Here is a 14,481-nt window from a genome sequence, read left to right on the forward strand (position 1 = left end):
ATTATATTTATACCTGATAAGTAACTTGCCATAGAAACAACAAGTTAATCATCAATTTACATAACTACAACAAAAAAAACCCTAAATCAACAAAATGAGACTAAATAGTGTTCTCTTTCTTCATAGTTCAGCAAGCCACGAGTTACTTTATAGCTATACCTTTGACTTTAAGTAAGAGGTTTTAATAATAGTTATACAAAGTAAATTAAATGTATATATTTTTAAAGGTATGCAAAAACAATATCGACAGCTGGTATCAATTTAATGTGTTTAAAAGAAAGGTTAATGCCGTATTTTTCTAAATTTACAAATTACTAAAATAGAATTTATCAACATAATGCAGGTGAAATTATTAAGGATATAAAATATTTATTTGATTTAAATTACGGCTTTCAAAACAAGGAGATAAGATGAGAGTTACCATTGCATATATCTGATAATGCAGTGTACATGCTTAAAAAATCTGATAACTCTCATATTTTTAAGTTGATAAGTAAAACTTTATATCAACCTAGGTGTTTAATTTTACTTAAGACTTTCATGAAAAAAGCTTGCCATTTTTGTGTAGAAATCAGTTATATTTTTAGGCTTATGAAATCCATGACCTTCATCTCTAACCATCGAAACATATGGGTAATCGATTTCATCTAAAGCTTTTGTTAATGCTTCATATTGTTCCATCGGAACCCTTACATCGTCTTCACCATGGGCAATGAATAGTTTAGCTTTGATCTTGTCAACATTAAACGCAGGTGAGCGCAACTTTAAATCGCTCTCGTCATTTCCATGAACCATTTCTAAAAACTTACGACCCGACTCACTTAAAGGGATATCTCCACTTTCTTTCATTTCAAGTAATGAATAAACGCCTACGTAGCCTATTGCACATTGATATAAATCAGGCTCCCTAATAACTCCCATCAAAGCTGCGTAGCCCCCATAACTTCCTCCATAAATACAAATTTTATCTTTGTTAATTAGTCCTTCATTTATAGCCCAGTGAGTAGCGTCAGTAACGTCATTTTGCATTTCCATACCCCATTTTTTGTAGCCACTTTCCTCAAAGTCACTACCATAACCACCAGAGCCTCTAAAGTTGACCTGAATAACTGCATAACCCAAGGATGCAATGTACTGAACCTCTTTGTGATAGCCCCAGTAATCTCTTGGGCCATGGGGTCCCCCATGCACCATAACGATTGCAGGTAAATTACTTTCGGCTTTCCCTTTTGGAAGAGTAATATAACCACTTAAGTCAACACCATCACGTGACTTAATTTTAAAAGGCTCCATTGGAGACAACTTCTCTTTAGCAATTTTGTCATTAACAGAGGCAATAAATGTGGCTTTTTTTGACTTTATATCATAAAGATAAAATGTAGCTGGAGATGTATCTGCTTCCACTCTAAATACCGCCAAATTCTTTTTCTTTGAATGGCTAGTAAACTCGAGACGATAATTTTTAAAAGTATCACTTAAGTTTTTGTAAACTTGATCTTCTTGATTTAGATTAAAATATTTATATGCTGAATAATTTGGTTCATAAGAAACACCAATCACATCTCCTTTTGGTCCATAGATAGGTGTGTTTATATTTACTGTTTCATCTGATGCAAGCAACTTAAGTTGTTCATTTTCTAAATCTAAACTAAAGACGGCTTGTGTTGCTCGACCTGAATCATTAACTATAAAAGCCTTATTTCCGCTTAAATTCATACCTAAGAAAGCAAGAGTATCCCCTTTCTTGTAATTTAACATTTTTAAGTTAAGACTTTGCCAATCAGCTTCAACAGTCTTTTTAAAATAAACACTAAGGTCCCCCTCCCCAAGCTTTTGATCTTTAGTCTCTTTGTAATGAAATGCAATTCGTGGATTACCTTCAATATCAGCAGTAATTCCAAATACATCATCTTTAGGCTGACCCGCAACGTAATCCATTCGGCCATTGTAAATATTAAGTTTATGTACTTTTACAGCAAAATCATCGTTGTAATGACCCTTAGATACTAAAATGTTTTCATCATCATCAGGCAGTGTGCTAATAACTTGTAAGTATGAAGTATTTGAGAATAGTAACTCTCTTCTTTTAGAGCCATCAACATTAGCAGCAACATAAAAAGGTCTTCCACCTTTGGTGTCTAGATAGCCAACGGTCTTTTTCACAGTCATCATGAAACGTTCATCATTGAGCCATGTTACTGTCTCAACCTTATGATACTCACCAAAAGAAAAGGCAGAAGATACTTTGCCGGTATCTTTGTTGATTACAACTAATTTAACCTCTGTATCTTCGTTGTAAGTAATAGAGTAAAAGTCTCCATTCGGGGAAATTTTAACTTCAACATATCCACCACTAATAAAAAAATCTTCCAATGAATTTTCACTTTTAGACGGGAAACTTGCTAAAAGTGAGAATATAATCAACACCCTGATTAAAAACATTCTTTGTCCTTATTTATATAATTTGCGATTAAACTCCGTGCATTTTATCAACTAAACGACTATTTTCAGATCTAAAAAGTCGATCTCGCACTTCCAATTGTTAAAGTTTGTAAACATAAAGAAAGTGGTTAGAAATATGAATTAAAGTAATAAGCATTAAACCTCAATATTTAAAACCAATGAAAACAAACTATCTTCAACGTAAAACTCTTTAACTTCTAGTACGCTAAGGTTAATGCCAACTTTTTTTATGTTGTCTATTATTTCGGCTTTTGATAACGCAACTGAAACTTGATCTTCTAAACGTGTAATTTGCTGAAAAACACTATCTTTTAAACTCTCTAAATGATGGAGACTATTAGTGTTTATATTAATCATTATTTTGGAAATTTTTGAAATAATATCGTTATACCAAACTTGTTCATCTTGTGAACCAATAGGGTAAGCCTTTATTTTGTTTATCAAATTCGTATTTGACTCTTTATATTTAAAACTTTGGTTATTAGATTTAAAGCTAATAACACTAGTTAAATCTTCAAATAGCCGCTCTTCTATAAGCCATTTTAAAACTTTAATACCAGCCCTACAGTCTTTTGTTATTACAGACTCCTTTGTATGAAGCATTAAACTAATTTTACCGTTTTCTGTAAGCACTCTTATTGCTTCAGGTAAAGAGTTGCTCCAATCACTATATTCAAAGCCAAATTGGCTTACAATTACATCAAAAGTATTATCAGGGTATGGAAGCTTTTCAAGAGGAGTGTTGAAATCAAAACTTACTTTTTTTATTGATTCATTAATAGATGGATTCTTTGATGTAATTTTATCCTTGTTTATATTAGCTAAATCACACCCATAGACTTTCCCACAAAGACCCAAATTATCAACACGATTTTGCAGCCAAATTGCTAAAGCTCCTTTGCCTGTAGCCAAGTCTAAATAATTGCAGTTTTTTTCAGAAAGAACTAAATCACTCCAAAACTCTAGAATTTCATCCGGATAACCAAACTCTAACTCTGCATCACCAAAACTAGATAAAGCACCAGTAAAATTCCAATAATGGTCCCAATGCATTTTTTCCTCCAAAAAAAAGAGTGACTATAAAGTCACTCTTTTAATTCAATTAATAATTAAACTTAGAAAGATTGCTTAAAGTTTAAGTACATTGTACGTCCGAAGCCTGAGTAAAGGTCGAAGTTGTAGTCACGACCGCCTGAAGCATATAGTGGTGGCTTTTTGCCAAATGCATTTTGCGCACCAAAGCTTACTTTACCATTCCAAGGAGTGTTGTACGCTACTTGTAAGTCATGAGTTACCCAAGAAGGGATATGACCTTCACATGCACCATCAGCTGTAATATCTTCACACTGACTATCAATCAAGCTAAGATTCCAAGTGAAATCAAAGTCAGAGAAAGAATAAACATTTGATAAATTAACACGCATTTGTGGAACGCCTGGGTCATTTACAAAGTTACGACCGCCATCAGTGCTGTAGTCAATGATGTGAGATACATTTAAGTTAGTTCTTAAAGCACCTGCATCACCAAAATCAAATAATGAGTTCGCTTTGAAATCGATACCTGAAGTTTCTAAGCTACCGTCATTACCAAAACCACGAACAAGCTGTGTAATCGCACCATTTGGTGAACGAGAAACAGTAAACGCATCCGGTACTGAGTCACCACGTAAACGTGCATCAATGATAGATTGCGCACTGAAAGCACGGATTCTGTTTGTGATTTCAATGTTGTAGTAATCAATTTCGAAAGAGATAGCATCAGTTGCTTGGTAAACTGCACCTAGTGAATATTGATCAGATTGCTCTGAACCTAGACCAGGATTCGCAATAACTAAGGCATTGATTTGAGATGAACAGTCAGCAGCTTCACCAATTGCTAAACAAGTAGCTTCATCAGATACTGAATCAGCAGACTCAGATGGCTGTTGAGTTAAATCTGGTAAAGATGGAGCACGGAAACCTTTACCCCATGATGCACGAAGTACTAAGTCATCAATTGGGTTGTAACGTGCTGATACTTTTGGTGAGAAATCTGAACCATAATCAGAGTAATCATCATAACGGCCAGCAAAGTTAAGCTCAAATTGCTCAGAAACAGGAACTAGTGCTTCAAAGAATAAACCACGAACAGAACGGCTGCCGCCTGCACTGCTACCTGAAGAACCACCTACTTGACCAGCAGCAGAAAGTGAATCGTAAACATCAGCGTAATCTTCTGTACGGTATTCAAAACCAACAAATGCTTGAATTGCACCAGCGTCTGTTTCCATTACGTCAAATGCAGCATTTGCGTAAAACTCTTCTTGGTTAAATTTACCAGTACGTGAAGTAGTTACGGTCATTGCGCCTCTAACTTCTTCTGGTGCACCAAATGGGTCGTTTAACATGTAAGTGCCATCGTTAATGTATTGACGTGCAATACTACGAAGGATGTAACCTTCACCAACGTTATGGCTTTCATTAATTGTTTTACGAACACCCGCTTCTAAAGAAACATCACCGATGAAACCTGAAGTACCAAACCCGATATCTTTAAGCTCAGTAGAAAGATTATTATCACGGTTACCTAATGCAGCAAAGCGATGCCAGAAATCTAAACCCTGTTGTTCCATTTCAAGTGATGGATCGTAAATTGGGCTATCTGGGTTAGTAGGGTTATTAGGGCTGTCTGCGCTAATAAATACAGTGTCAGGTGATGAATCGTATGCTGTTGTATCTAAACCTGGTGCATAGCGACCAAACGATTTAGTTTGAGCGATGTTGATATCAGTGAAAATACTCCACTCATCATTAACTTCGTACGTAGCTTTTACAAACGCAGAACGGTTTTTAATTGAAGCTTCATCAGCAGAAACAGCTGCGAAGTTGAATCCACAACGAGCGCCTATGCGGTAGAAGTTTTCGTTACCTACGCCTTCACATGTAGCTTCAGGAGAGAAGAAATCAAAGTTACTTGCTCTTTCACCATCTGTCGTTGTGAACGTAGTGAAGTTATTTGAATATACTGAACCACCTGGGCTGTACCAAGGGAAGTCACGAGCGTAAACAATGTCACGACCACTCCAAGACGCACCAGCAAGAACGCGAGCGTTATCTGAAGATGCACCGAATAATACAGAACCATTTTCACGGTCACCACCTTCATGCTCAATACGGCCAGAACCTAAAGTAACTTCTGCACCATTAAAATCTTTACGAAGGATTACGTTAATTACACCACCGATTGCATCTGAACCGTATAGTGCAGAAGCACCATCTGTAAGAATTTCAACACGCTCAACTGCAGCCATTGGGATTGAGTTTAAATCTTGGCTAGAACCAGTAAGAGTCGACTTCGGTAAACGACGGCCGTCTACTAAAACTAACGAACGGTCTGAACCTAAACCACGTAAGCTTACTGTTGTCGCGCCTTGAGCTGAGCTACCTGACTGCGGACGGAACGAACCCAGACTGTTGAAAGTAGTATTACGAAGTAAATCAGCAACTGAGGTTTCACCGCTTAATTCAATCGCAGCACGGTCGATAACAGTAACTGGCAAATCGCCTGCCATGTCAACACGCTTGATACGTGAACCAGTAACTTCAATACGCTCAACTTTTTCTGCAGACTCTTCTTCTGCAGCAAATGAACTTGCTGAGAAAGCAGCAGTAGAAGCTGCACCAAAAGCGATCGCTAAGCGAACTGCTTTTGAAACTTTGTTATTTAACATTTGATTCTCCCTAGAATACTATTTGTTTTTTATTTTCGACCACTTTTTGTTAATTAATTTGTGATCACGTCACAGATGATAATACTATGAACACAAGGTGGTCAACATTAAATTAACTTTAAACATACTTTAAGCGACTTCTCGTTATCATTTTTACGTTTTTTTTGTGCAACTTTTAAACTTATCTTTGGGTGCAATTTAGAAACAACCTTAAAAACAAAAAACATACCACTGATTTAAAAGGGTATTATTTATTTTAGTTAGATTTTTATTTTGTAGTGCTTTTGAATAAATATGTAACCAAGTTCACAAATGTTAACTTCAAATTTTACAATTTTTATGCAAAGTAGGAACTTAAAATCGAAAAACAACCTATAAAATGCCTATTTTCCTTATGACTAAGTTAAAATAATGTAGCTTGGGTAGATTCAGTTGATGTGTTTAATGCGCTTAATATCATTTGCGCTACTGGTTCAAGCTGTCTTTGAATGTATAGGGGGTAATTAAGGGTGTTTTTACCGGTATAAAGTTCGGCGCCAGTTATTGCGTAAACATATTCGATTACTTGTCCGCGTTTTATTTCAAACTCATGATGGCTCGCTTTGTGTTTTTTAACTGCTTGAACGTGAGGTGGGATATTTTTAATATAATCGCTCAGGTGCTGCCCTAAACGCTTCCTATAAACGAGCTTGTGGTCAAAGTCACCGCTGTATAATTTTTGCGTGTAGCTATTTATTATATTGTGCAGTTGCTGTATTTCGAAGTGACTAGAGAAAAGCGTTTCAAACAACTGTGTTTGAAACTCCTGCGCAAACTCAGTCCAATCACTGCGGACGGTTTCCATACCTTTAAAGACCAACTTTTTTTCATTCTTTTTGGTTACTTGACCAACATAACGTTTTTTAGAACCTGTTTTTTTACCTCGTATAGTTGGCATAAAAAACGGACTGTAATAGGTTTCAAATTCAATTTCTAAATAGCTTTGTAAGTCATAACGCTGCTTTAAGTCTACCTGCCACTTTTCGTTGATATGTCGAACAAGTTGGCAGCCAATTTCATTGCATTGCTCAGGACTGGTATCTTCACTAAGTTTTACAAACGTAGAGTCGGTATCACCATATATCACCTCAAAGCCTTGCGCTTCTATCCATTTACGAGTTGTTTGCATTATTTCATGGCCACGTAAAGTAATAGAACTCGATAAACGCGGGTCGTAAAACCGACAGCCTTTAGAGCCCAGTACGCCATATAAGCTATTCATAATAATTTTAATCGCTTGCGAGAGCATCGGTTGATTAGTGTCTTTTGCTTCTTGGCGAGTTTGTGTCAGGTGCTCAATTAATTTTGGCAGGTGGTGCTGCGTTCTTGAAAACAACGCCTGATTAAACCCCTCTACAGCATGCTCTGGTGCGTTTAACCCTGCGATTAAACCTAACGGGTCAATACAAAACGTACGCATAATTGACGGATATAAGCTTTTAAAATCAAGTACCAAAACGTTTTTGAAAAGCCCCGGAGTCGACTCCATCACATATCCACCAGGGCTTTCAAAAGATAGCCCATGATCGCCTAAGTTGGGAGCAACATAACCACTGCGATGTAACAGCGGTAAATATAAGTTTGTAAATGCGGCAACTGAGCCACCCATGCGCTCAAGTTCGAGGCCGGTGATTTTAGTTCTGACTATGGCAAATTCAAACAGCTTTAGTTTTTCGAAAATTTGATTAACTAAAATACAATCTTGGCGGTTGTAGGCAGCAAGAGCGAGCTTGTCTTCATTAAATTGGCGTACAATTTCAGATAATCGGTTATCAGCTTTTATTAATTTAGACTCGTTAAGCACACGCTCTGCAACATTAGCTAACGAAAAGCTATCAAATCGATAAGTGGCATTTTTTAAAGTATCAATGCCATCAATGACGCATCGTCCTGGGAGCGTTAATCGGGTGTAATGGCCTTTATTAATATATAAAGGTTGATTATCTCGGCCAATACTCAGGGTAAGTCCTAACGCCTCAGCGCGCTCTTGCAATAAACTAAAATCAAAATCAATAACATTCCAACCAACAATAACATCGGGATCGTTATTTATAATGTACTGCTGCAGCTTGGTGAGCAGATTAATTTCGTCATAGCACCAATCTATTTCAAATGTCGGATCGCCCTGCTGCTGTGGCTCACCTATCATTAATACACAATCTAGGCCATTTCCCACCAGTGCAACACTAAATAGCACGCCATCGGCATTGCATTCTATATCCAAAGAAACAGACTTAAGCGTTGGTGTGTAATCTTCGTTTGCTTTAAGCTTTGCCTCACTAATTTCAATAAAGCCGTTTTGAGCTTTGGCATTACCGGTTACCCATACGCCCCCTTTAATAAAGCGCTCCATTAAAAAGCGGTCACTGTGGCGCACATCGGCTTCATAAATTGGCATTACTTGCTCTAAAAGAGCTCGTGCAGTGTATACACTTTTTATATCATTAAAGTAACAGGCCACACATTCACTACCACTAAAGTGACAAAGTTCAACGTTATTAAACTGCGCTTTTATGTTTGCCTGATCCAGTAAAGCACTTGCAGTATCTTGTTCTGCCAATGGGATGAAAAACAACGCTTGCTGATTTTCAATCGTCACTTTTATCGGGCCTTGCTCAGAGCTTAGCCAATAGCACAAAGTAATACCTTGTGCATTTTTAGCCCCGTATTGTTGCCTTGATAAAATAAAGCCCTGATAGATTGCTTGTGTCAATGTTCGATCCCACTTAATATATACACTGTAATTATATACATATTTTAGGTTAATCATCACATGCTATCGAGCTCACTTAAAAAAACAATTAGACAAGTACACCAGCATGTTGCAAATAACCTAACCGATTACCGCCCTCGTAGTAGTCAAAACTACCTAGTTGCTGAAATAGCAAAAACATTAGCCGGTGAATACCATAAAAAACAACGTATTTGTGTTATTGAAGCAGGTACTGGCACCGGCAAGTCATTAGCTTACTGTCTAGGCGCTCTGCCACTGGCATTAGCACAAAAAAAGAAATTGGTTATTTCCACAGCTACTGTGGCTTTGCAAGAGCAATTAATCGCTAAAGAGCTACCATTTTTTAAAAAGCACTCAGGGCTCGATTTTAAATTTGATTTAGTAAAAGGCCGCCAACGTTATATTTGTGCACACAAACTTCATAATGCGCTAAACAGCGATAGCCAAACTCAAATGGAGTTTATGCCTACCCTTACATCGCCATTAAGTGATATGGAAACTAAGTGCTTAAAGCAACTTTACGATGCCTATATCAATAAAAAATGGCAAGGTGATAGAGACAGCTGGGCCGATACCATCCCTGATAGAGTATGGGGACTAATCGCCTGCGATAAACATGCCTGCCAACGCCAGATGAAAGCACACCAAACATGTCCTTTTCAACTCGCCCGCCAGCAATTAATGCAAATGGATGTATTGGTTATAAACCATTCGTTACTGTTAGCTGATTTAGATTTAGGGGGCGGAAAAATTTTACCCGAGCCCGACAACACCATTTATGTAATCGATGAAGCGCATCACCTTGCGCATATTACCCGCGATTTTTCATCTGCTGCAGCTACGATAAAAGGCACGATAGATTGGCTCGACAAACTCACTAAATTTAGTGGCAAAATGGCCAAAGTGTTAGTGGGTCAAAAAGGTATTGGGCAAAACTTTAAGTTATGCGATAGCGTTAACGATGCTAACAAAGATTTAAAAGTGGTGCGCGATATTCTAGACAACGCCGATTTTGAATATTCAAAAGACGATACCTATCGCTTTGAACATGGTGAAATACCTAAATCGTTACACGCTAAGGCAAAAGACATTAGTGAGGCTACGCTTGATGCTTTACGGTGTTTGAATAAAATGCACGATACCCTCACCCAAGATGTAAGCGACGGTGATATTAAACCTTATGTCGCCGACCCCATTCTGGCTGAAAGTGGGCAATACATAAACCGATTAGAACAACTTAATAAATTATGGTTTAGTTACGCCACTAAAGGCGAAGGCACACCGCATGCGCGTTGGATAAAGCGACTTGAATATAAAAGCCATCATGATCACTTGCTTAGCGACTGCCCTATTGAGGTCGGTTACTATTTAAAAGATAAGCTGTGGAGCGAATGTGCTGGAGCCGTGTTATGCTCAGCTACCTTGAGCGCACTAGGTTCATTTGATCACTTTGCCTATGAAAGCGGTCTTGCTAAAGAAGAAGGGGTAAAGTTCATTAAAGTCCCCTCTCCGTTTGACTACCCAAAACAGGCCACTCTGCGAATTCCTGCATCGAGCATAGAGCCAACAGATAAAGAATTTAGCGATCATATTGCTAAAACGTTACCCGAGTATCTAAAAACTAAAAAGGCCAACTTAGTGTTATTTGCCTCGTACTGGCAAATGGATCATGTAAGTAAGTTTCTTAGAACAAAAGGATTTAACTTATTAGTACAAGGTGAAATGTCACGGGAAGCTTTACTCAAATTACACACTAAAAATATTGATGAAGGCAAAGGCAGTATTTTATTTGGCACCCAAAGCCTTTCTGAAGGCCTTGATTTACCTGGTAAATATTTAGAAAATCTAATTATTACAAAAATTCCATTTGCGGTGCCCACCTCGCCTATCGAAGAAGCACAAGCGGAGTTTGTGCAAAGTAAAGGCGGTAATCCATTTTTATCTATAACCGTGCCAGACGCAGCAAAGAAATTGGTACAAAGCTGTGGTAGACTGCTGCGCAAAGAAAGTGATATTGGCACAATAACTATTTTAGATAGACGCTTAATCACCAAACGATATGGCAAAGCCATGCTCGACACCTTACCACCTTTTAAAAGACAAATAGATTACTGATGTTTGAACTTGCACTCGACCCAACGACTTGGGCTATTTTATGTGGCGTTGCACTTTTAGCTGGCTTTATTGATGCTATTGCTGGCGGTGGTGGTTTACTCACTGTACCGGCACTGTTAACGGCGGGATTACCTCCTCATTTAACGCTTGGCACTAATAAATTGGCCGCCAGTTTTGGCTCGTTAACCGCCAGTATTACCTATTATAAAAAACAATTATTTAACCCGAAGTTCTGGCTCGCCTCTATTTTGGCCACCGCTATAGGCGCTTTACTGGGCACTCTGCTTGTTGATCATTTAAGCATCGACTTTTTAAACAAGTTGCTGCCTGTAATCATTATCCTAGTGGCTTGTTACAGTTTGTTTGGTAACTTAAGCACCACACAAAGTGATGCGCTCCCTAAGCTCACTCCCGCTTTAAAAGTAAAACAATGGTTACAGGGACTCAGTTTAGGTTTTTTTGATGGTTTAGCCGGCCCTGGTGCGGGTACCTTTTGGACTGCCTCAAACGGTATGCTTTATAAAATGAGTTTGTTACTCAATTGTGGTTTGGCGCGTTCAATGAACTTTGTTTCTAACTTTATCTCGCTGATCACCTTTGTTGCACTTGGCCATGTTAACTTTTTACTGGGAATTACAATGGGCTTCTTTATCATGCTTGGTGCATGGTTTGGCGCACATTCAGCGATTCGTTTTGGCAGTAAATTTATTCGCCCAGTATTTAATACGATGGTTATACTTTTAGCATTAAAACTAATTTACGAGGCATACTTTTAACATGCAACCTGCCGCTTTAGATAAACTACGCCAACAAGTTGCCACGCTTAAGCAACAGGCAGAGCAATTTGACAAAGCAAAGCTCTTTTCTAAAAATCGGTATATGCAGGCACAGCCGAGCTTATTTGACAGAGCCGTATTTAGTACCAAAAGCATGAACTTAGCCGACTATGTAGTAGAAATAGAAGATGAAATAGCCAGCCTACCACCGAGCGAACACCGTCATGCTTACACCTATGCACTTGAGCGTATTGCCAGTCAGGTACAAGCGGTATTTAATGTTATTAAATCGACCCCTATTTGGGTGAAAGAAAATAAAAGTCATTATAAGCCTCGTGCTAAACAGCCTGTTTATAAACAAGCGGTGCAAAAAATCATGCAATCATCCCACGAATTATATGATGAACTTAAACAAAACCATGAATTTGAGCGCCGCCTAGTACTAATGATTGAAGAGCGTAAATTACAAATGGAAAAAGCATCACCAGCGCAGGCACAAAAGCTTAACCAGGAAATTTTAACCACTCATGCGCGACTCGGGCGTTGTAGAAAAGCAATTTCTGCCACCGAAGACAAAATTCAACAAGTAGAAAAACAACAGCTACGCTAATGCAGCTTTTTTATCACGATCTGTACTCGCAATTAGAGTTACCTGAACGCCATCGCTTTCCAATTAAAAAGTATCAGCAGCTTAAACATGAAGTTGAATGTTTAGGCTATACCCAGTTTATATCGCCTTCTCCTGCAACAATAGCGCAATTAAACTTGTGCCATAACTCAGATTATATTGCTAACTTTTTAAACGGGTCGTTAACTGACAAAGCGGTTAAGAAAATGGGATTCCCTCACTCTCCTGAACTTGTTGAGCGAACACTTTGCTCTGTTGGTGCCAGTATTCAAGCCGCTGAAAGTGCACTTAAAAGTGGTTTAGCGGCTAATTTAAGTGGCGGCTACCACCATGCTTATAGCAATTACGGCAGTGGCTTTTGTATTTTTAATGATTTAGCCATTGCGGCAGCGCATCTTATTGCAACGGAGCAAGCCGACACCGTATTAATATTTGATTGTGACGTACACCAAGGTGACGGTACCGCGCAAATAACCCAACAGCACGAGCAGATAATTACTTGTTCAATTCACTGTGAACAAAACTTTCCTCGGCAAAAACAGCTCTCAAACTATGACTTTGGCTTACCTGCAAACACCACAGATGCAGAGTATTTAACAACACTAGAGCAAGCTCTTGAGTTATGTGTTCGTCTCCACCAGCCCGATATTATTTTATATAATGCGGGCGCCGATATTTATACCAAAGACGAACTCGGCTTATTTGATGTTTCTCTAGCTGGTGTGTATAAACGCGACTTTGCTGTTCTTAACTTTTGTAAGCAGCGAAACATACCACTGACGTGCGCTTTAGGTGGCGGTTATCAACGTAACATCAACAATTTAGTTAGTGTCCATAAGCAACTATTTAAAGCGGCTCTCGATTTATAACAATCCTTGGTATAGACTCATTACAGACAATAAAAAAGAGTGACAGGAATATGCGATTAGATGACGACATACACAATTTTTACGAAAAACTCGTTTTAGAAGAAATAGAAAAACGTAAACTTAATGAGCGTTACAACGACGATGTAATGGCTGACTTTTGCTGTACCGTACTCAATCAATTACCCCCCCGCTATATTCGTTATGATGTAGATATGGCGTTTTATTTAACTCAAACAGATCGTTTAGATATGCAGCAACGTGTAGAAGTTGCCATTAATTTTGCGATTGATCAAATAGCTAAAAAGAAAGAGCTCCATGAGTAACCCGCTAGAACAAGCTCCTACACACGTAAAACTCGCTGTTGATTTAATTATGATATTAGAGCAACACGATGTAGAGCCCGAAGAAGTATTAAAAGCGCTCGATATCGTAAAAAGTGACTTTGAAAAGAAGCTAGTTAACAACTAGCTTCATTCAATTGTGTCTACTTCATACACAGTGACAGCACCGTCATGTTTACTACAATCAATTTTAATTTCGCCGAATGTGCGCCTAGGTGATGTTGACCTACGGCATGTCATGTTTTGAGCTTTAACACCAAATTGTTCAATATAAACTGCAACAATTGCATCTATTTGTTGTTTGTCTTCTGTTGTCGCTGCGGCATAAAAAGTATCATATTGTTGTGACCAATTTTCAACACCAGCTTCTGCAGCAACCCCCAACCACCCCATACCAAGCTTAGTTGATTGCTCTAGATATTGTCCTTTTAAAAACATAAACGCTAGGGTGTATTGTGCACTTTTATAACCCAATGCAGCAGGCTCTTCTAAATAGTTAAAAGCTTCTTCAAACTCCCCTTTTTTGTATGCCTTAACACCATTATATTCTTTTTTCTTCATGGTATTATCGCTGTAAAGACTGACTGGTGACGAATTGCAGCCAGTTATTAAAGCCACCAATACCAGCAAAGTGGCACTCAATTGTTGATGATTCATTATTATCCTTAATTTATTATTTTTTTGCTCAGAAACATACACCACTTTTAAAGCATCTACCCTAAAATCTGTTAACCTAAATTTAATATTATCATGGGATTGCAAAGCTTACAGCGATTATTTTTATAAGCGCAGTTTTAACCGCCCAT

11 protein-coding genes are annotated in these 14,481 nt (G+C 38.1%); 6 read left to right on the forward strand and 5 right to left on the reverse strand.

What is annotated here, in order from left to right:
• Positions 1-525: 525 nt before the first annotated feature.
• From AC27JR_RS12020 to AC27JR_RS12035, 4 genes are all read right to left on the reverse strand, one after another.
• Positions 526-2,442 carry an alpha/beta hydrolase family protein gene (locus AC27JR_RS12020; protein ID WP_487173716.1) on the reverse strand — a complete coding sequence of 639 codons (1,917 nt, stop codon included), beginning with the start codon at positions 2,440-2,442 and terminating at the stop codon, positions 526-528.
• Positions 2,443-2,598: 156 nt separating this feature from the next.
• Positions 2,599-3,516, reverse strand: coding sequence for a class I SAM-dependent methyltransferase (locus AC27JR_RS12025; protein WP_487173717.1), 918 nt, complete (start codon positions 3,514-3,516; stop codon positions 2,599-2,601).
• Between the two features lie 62 nt (positions 3,517-3,578).
• The gene (locus AC27JR_RS12030) at positions 3,579-6,173 is read right to left on the reverse strand and encodes a TonB-dependent receptor (protein WP_487173719.1); all 2,595 of its coding nucleotides are present in this window, start codon (positions 6,171-6,173) and stop codon (positions 3,579-3,581) included.
• Between the two features lie 403 nt (positions 6,174-6,576).
• Positions 6,577-8,925, reverse strand: a complete 2,349-nt coding sequence (locus tag AC27JR_RS12035; RefSeq protein WP_487173720.1) for a DNA polymerase II — start codon at positions 8,923-8,925, stop codon at positions 6,577-6,579.
• A gap of 60 nt (positions 8,926-8,985) precedes the next feature.
• Here AC27JR_RS12035 and dinG point away from each other — a divergent pair, with 60 nt between their 5' ends.
• The 6 genes from dinG to AC27JR_RS12065 are packed head-to-tail and all read left to right on the forward strand — an operon-like array spanning position 8,986 to position 13,802.
• Positions 8,986-11,061, forward strand: a complete 2,076-nt coding sequence (dinG, locus tag AC27JR_RS12040) for an ATP-dependent DNA helicase DinG (RefSeq protein ID WP_487173721.1) — start codon at positions 8,986-8,988, stop codon at positions 11,059-11,061.
• Entirely contained in the window at positions 11,061-11,837 is a 777-nt protein-coding gene (locus tag AC27JR_RS12045; protein WP_372859041.1) for a TSUP family transporter, read from the forward strand. Before dinG ends, AC27JR_RS12045 begins: the two co-directional genes overlap by 1 nt.
• 1 nt (position 11,838) lies before the next feature.
• Positions 11,839-12,447 (forward strand): primosomal replication protein, encoded by a 609-nt coding sequence (locus AC27JR_RS12050; protein ID WP_008109383.1) that lies wholly within the window; start codon positions 11,839-11,841, stop codon positions 12,445-12,447.
• Complete coding sequence (locus AC27JR_RS12055; protein WP_487173722.1) at positions 12,447-13,334, forward strand: histone deacetylase family protein; 888 nt, start codon at positions 12,447-12,449, stop codon at positions 13,332-13,334. Before AC27JR_RS12050 ends, AC27JR_RS12055 begins: the two co-directional genes overlap by 1 nt.
• A 50-nt stretch (positions 13,335-13,384) precedes the next feature.
• On the forward strand, positions 13,385-13,657 hold the full coding sequence (locus AC27JR_RS12060; RefSeq protein ID WP_008109379.1) for a late competence development ComFB family protein: 273 nt from the start codon (positions 13,385-13,387) through the stop codon (positions 13,655-13,657).
• Positions 13,650-13,802 (forward strand): DUF2496 domain-containing protein, encoded by a 153-nt coding sequence (locus tag AC27JR_RS12065; RefSeq protein ID WP_131691316.1) that lies wholly within the window; start codon positions 13,650-13,652, stop codon positions 13,800-13,802. The genes AC27JR_RS12060 and AC27JR_RS12065 overlap by 8 nt, the downstream gene beginning before the upstream one ends.
• Positions 13,803-13,804: 2 nt before the next feature.
• Here the strand turns inward: AC27JR_RS12065 and AC27JR_RS12070 are convergent, their stop codons facing one another.
• Positions 13,805-14,332 (reverse strand): SEL1-like repeat protein, encoded by a 528-nt coding sequence (locus AC27JR_RS12070; protein WP_487173724.1) that lies wholly within the window; start codon positions 14,330-14,332, stop codon positions 13,805-13,807.
• Positions 14,333-14,481 lie beyond the last annotated feature (149 nt).

The organism is Pseudoalteromonas sp. NH0006-26, assembly GCF_057552415.1.

Excerpts from the sequence above, each read along its gene's own strand:
- AC27JR_RS12020 (WP_487173716.1), bottom strand. The coding sequence starts at position 2,442 with ATGTTTTTAATCAGGGTGTTGATTATATTCTCACTTTTAGCAAGTTTC.
- AC27JR_RS12025 (WP_487173717.1), bottom strand. The coding sequence starts at position 3,516 with ATGCATTGGGACCATTATTGGAATTTTACTGGTGCTTTATCTAGTTTT.
- AC27JR_RS12030 (WP_487173719.1), bottom strand. The coding sequence starts at position 6,173 with ATGTTAAATAACAAAGTTTCAAAAGCAGTTCGCTTAGCGATCGCTTTT.
- dinG (WP_487173721.1), top strand. The coding sequence starts at position 8,986 with ATGCTATCGAGCTCACTTAAAAAAACAATTAGACAAGTACACCAGCAT.
- AC27JR_RS12045 (WP_372859041.1), top strand. The coding sequence starts at position 11,061 with ATGTTTGAACTTGCACTCGACCCAACGACTTGGGCTATTTTATGTGGC.
- AC27JR_RS12050 (WP_008109383.1), top strand. The coding sequence starts at position 11,839 with ATGCAACCTGCCGCTTTAGATAAACTACGCCAACAAGTTGCCACGCTT.
- AC27JR_RS12055 (WP_487173722.1), top strand. The coding sequence starts at position 12,447 with ATGCAGCTTTTTTATCACGATCTGTACTCGCAATTAGAGTTACCTGAA.
- AC27JR_RS12060 (WP_008109379.1), top strand. The coding sequence starts at position 13,385 with ATGCGATTAGATGACGACATACACAATTTTTACGAAAAACTCGTTTTA.
- AC27JR_RS12065 (WP_131691316.1), top strand. The coding sequence starts at position 13,650 with ATGAGTAACCCGCTAGAACAAGCTCCTACACACGTAAAACTCGCTGTT.
- AC27JR_RS12070 (WP_487173724.1), bottom strand. The coding sequence starts at position 14,332 with ATGAATCATCAACAATTGAGTGCCACTTTGCTGGTATTGGTGGCTTTA.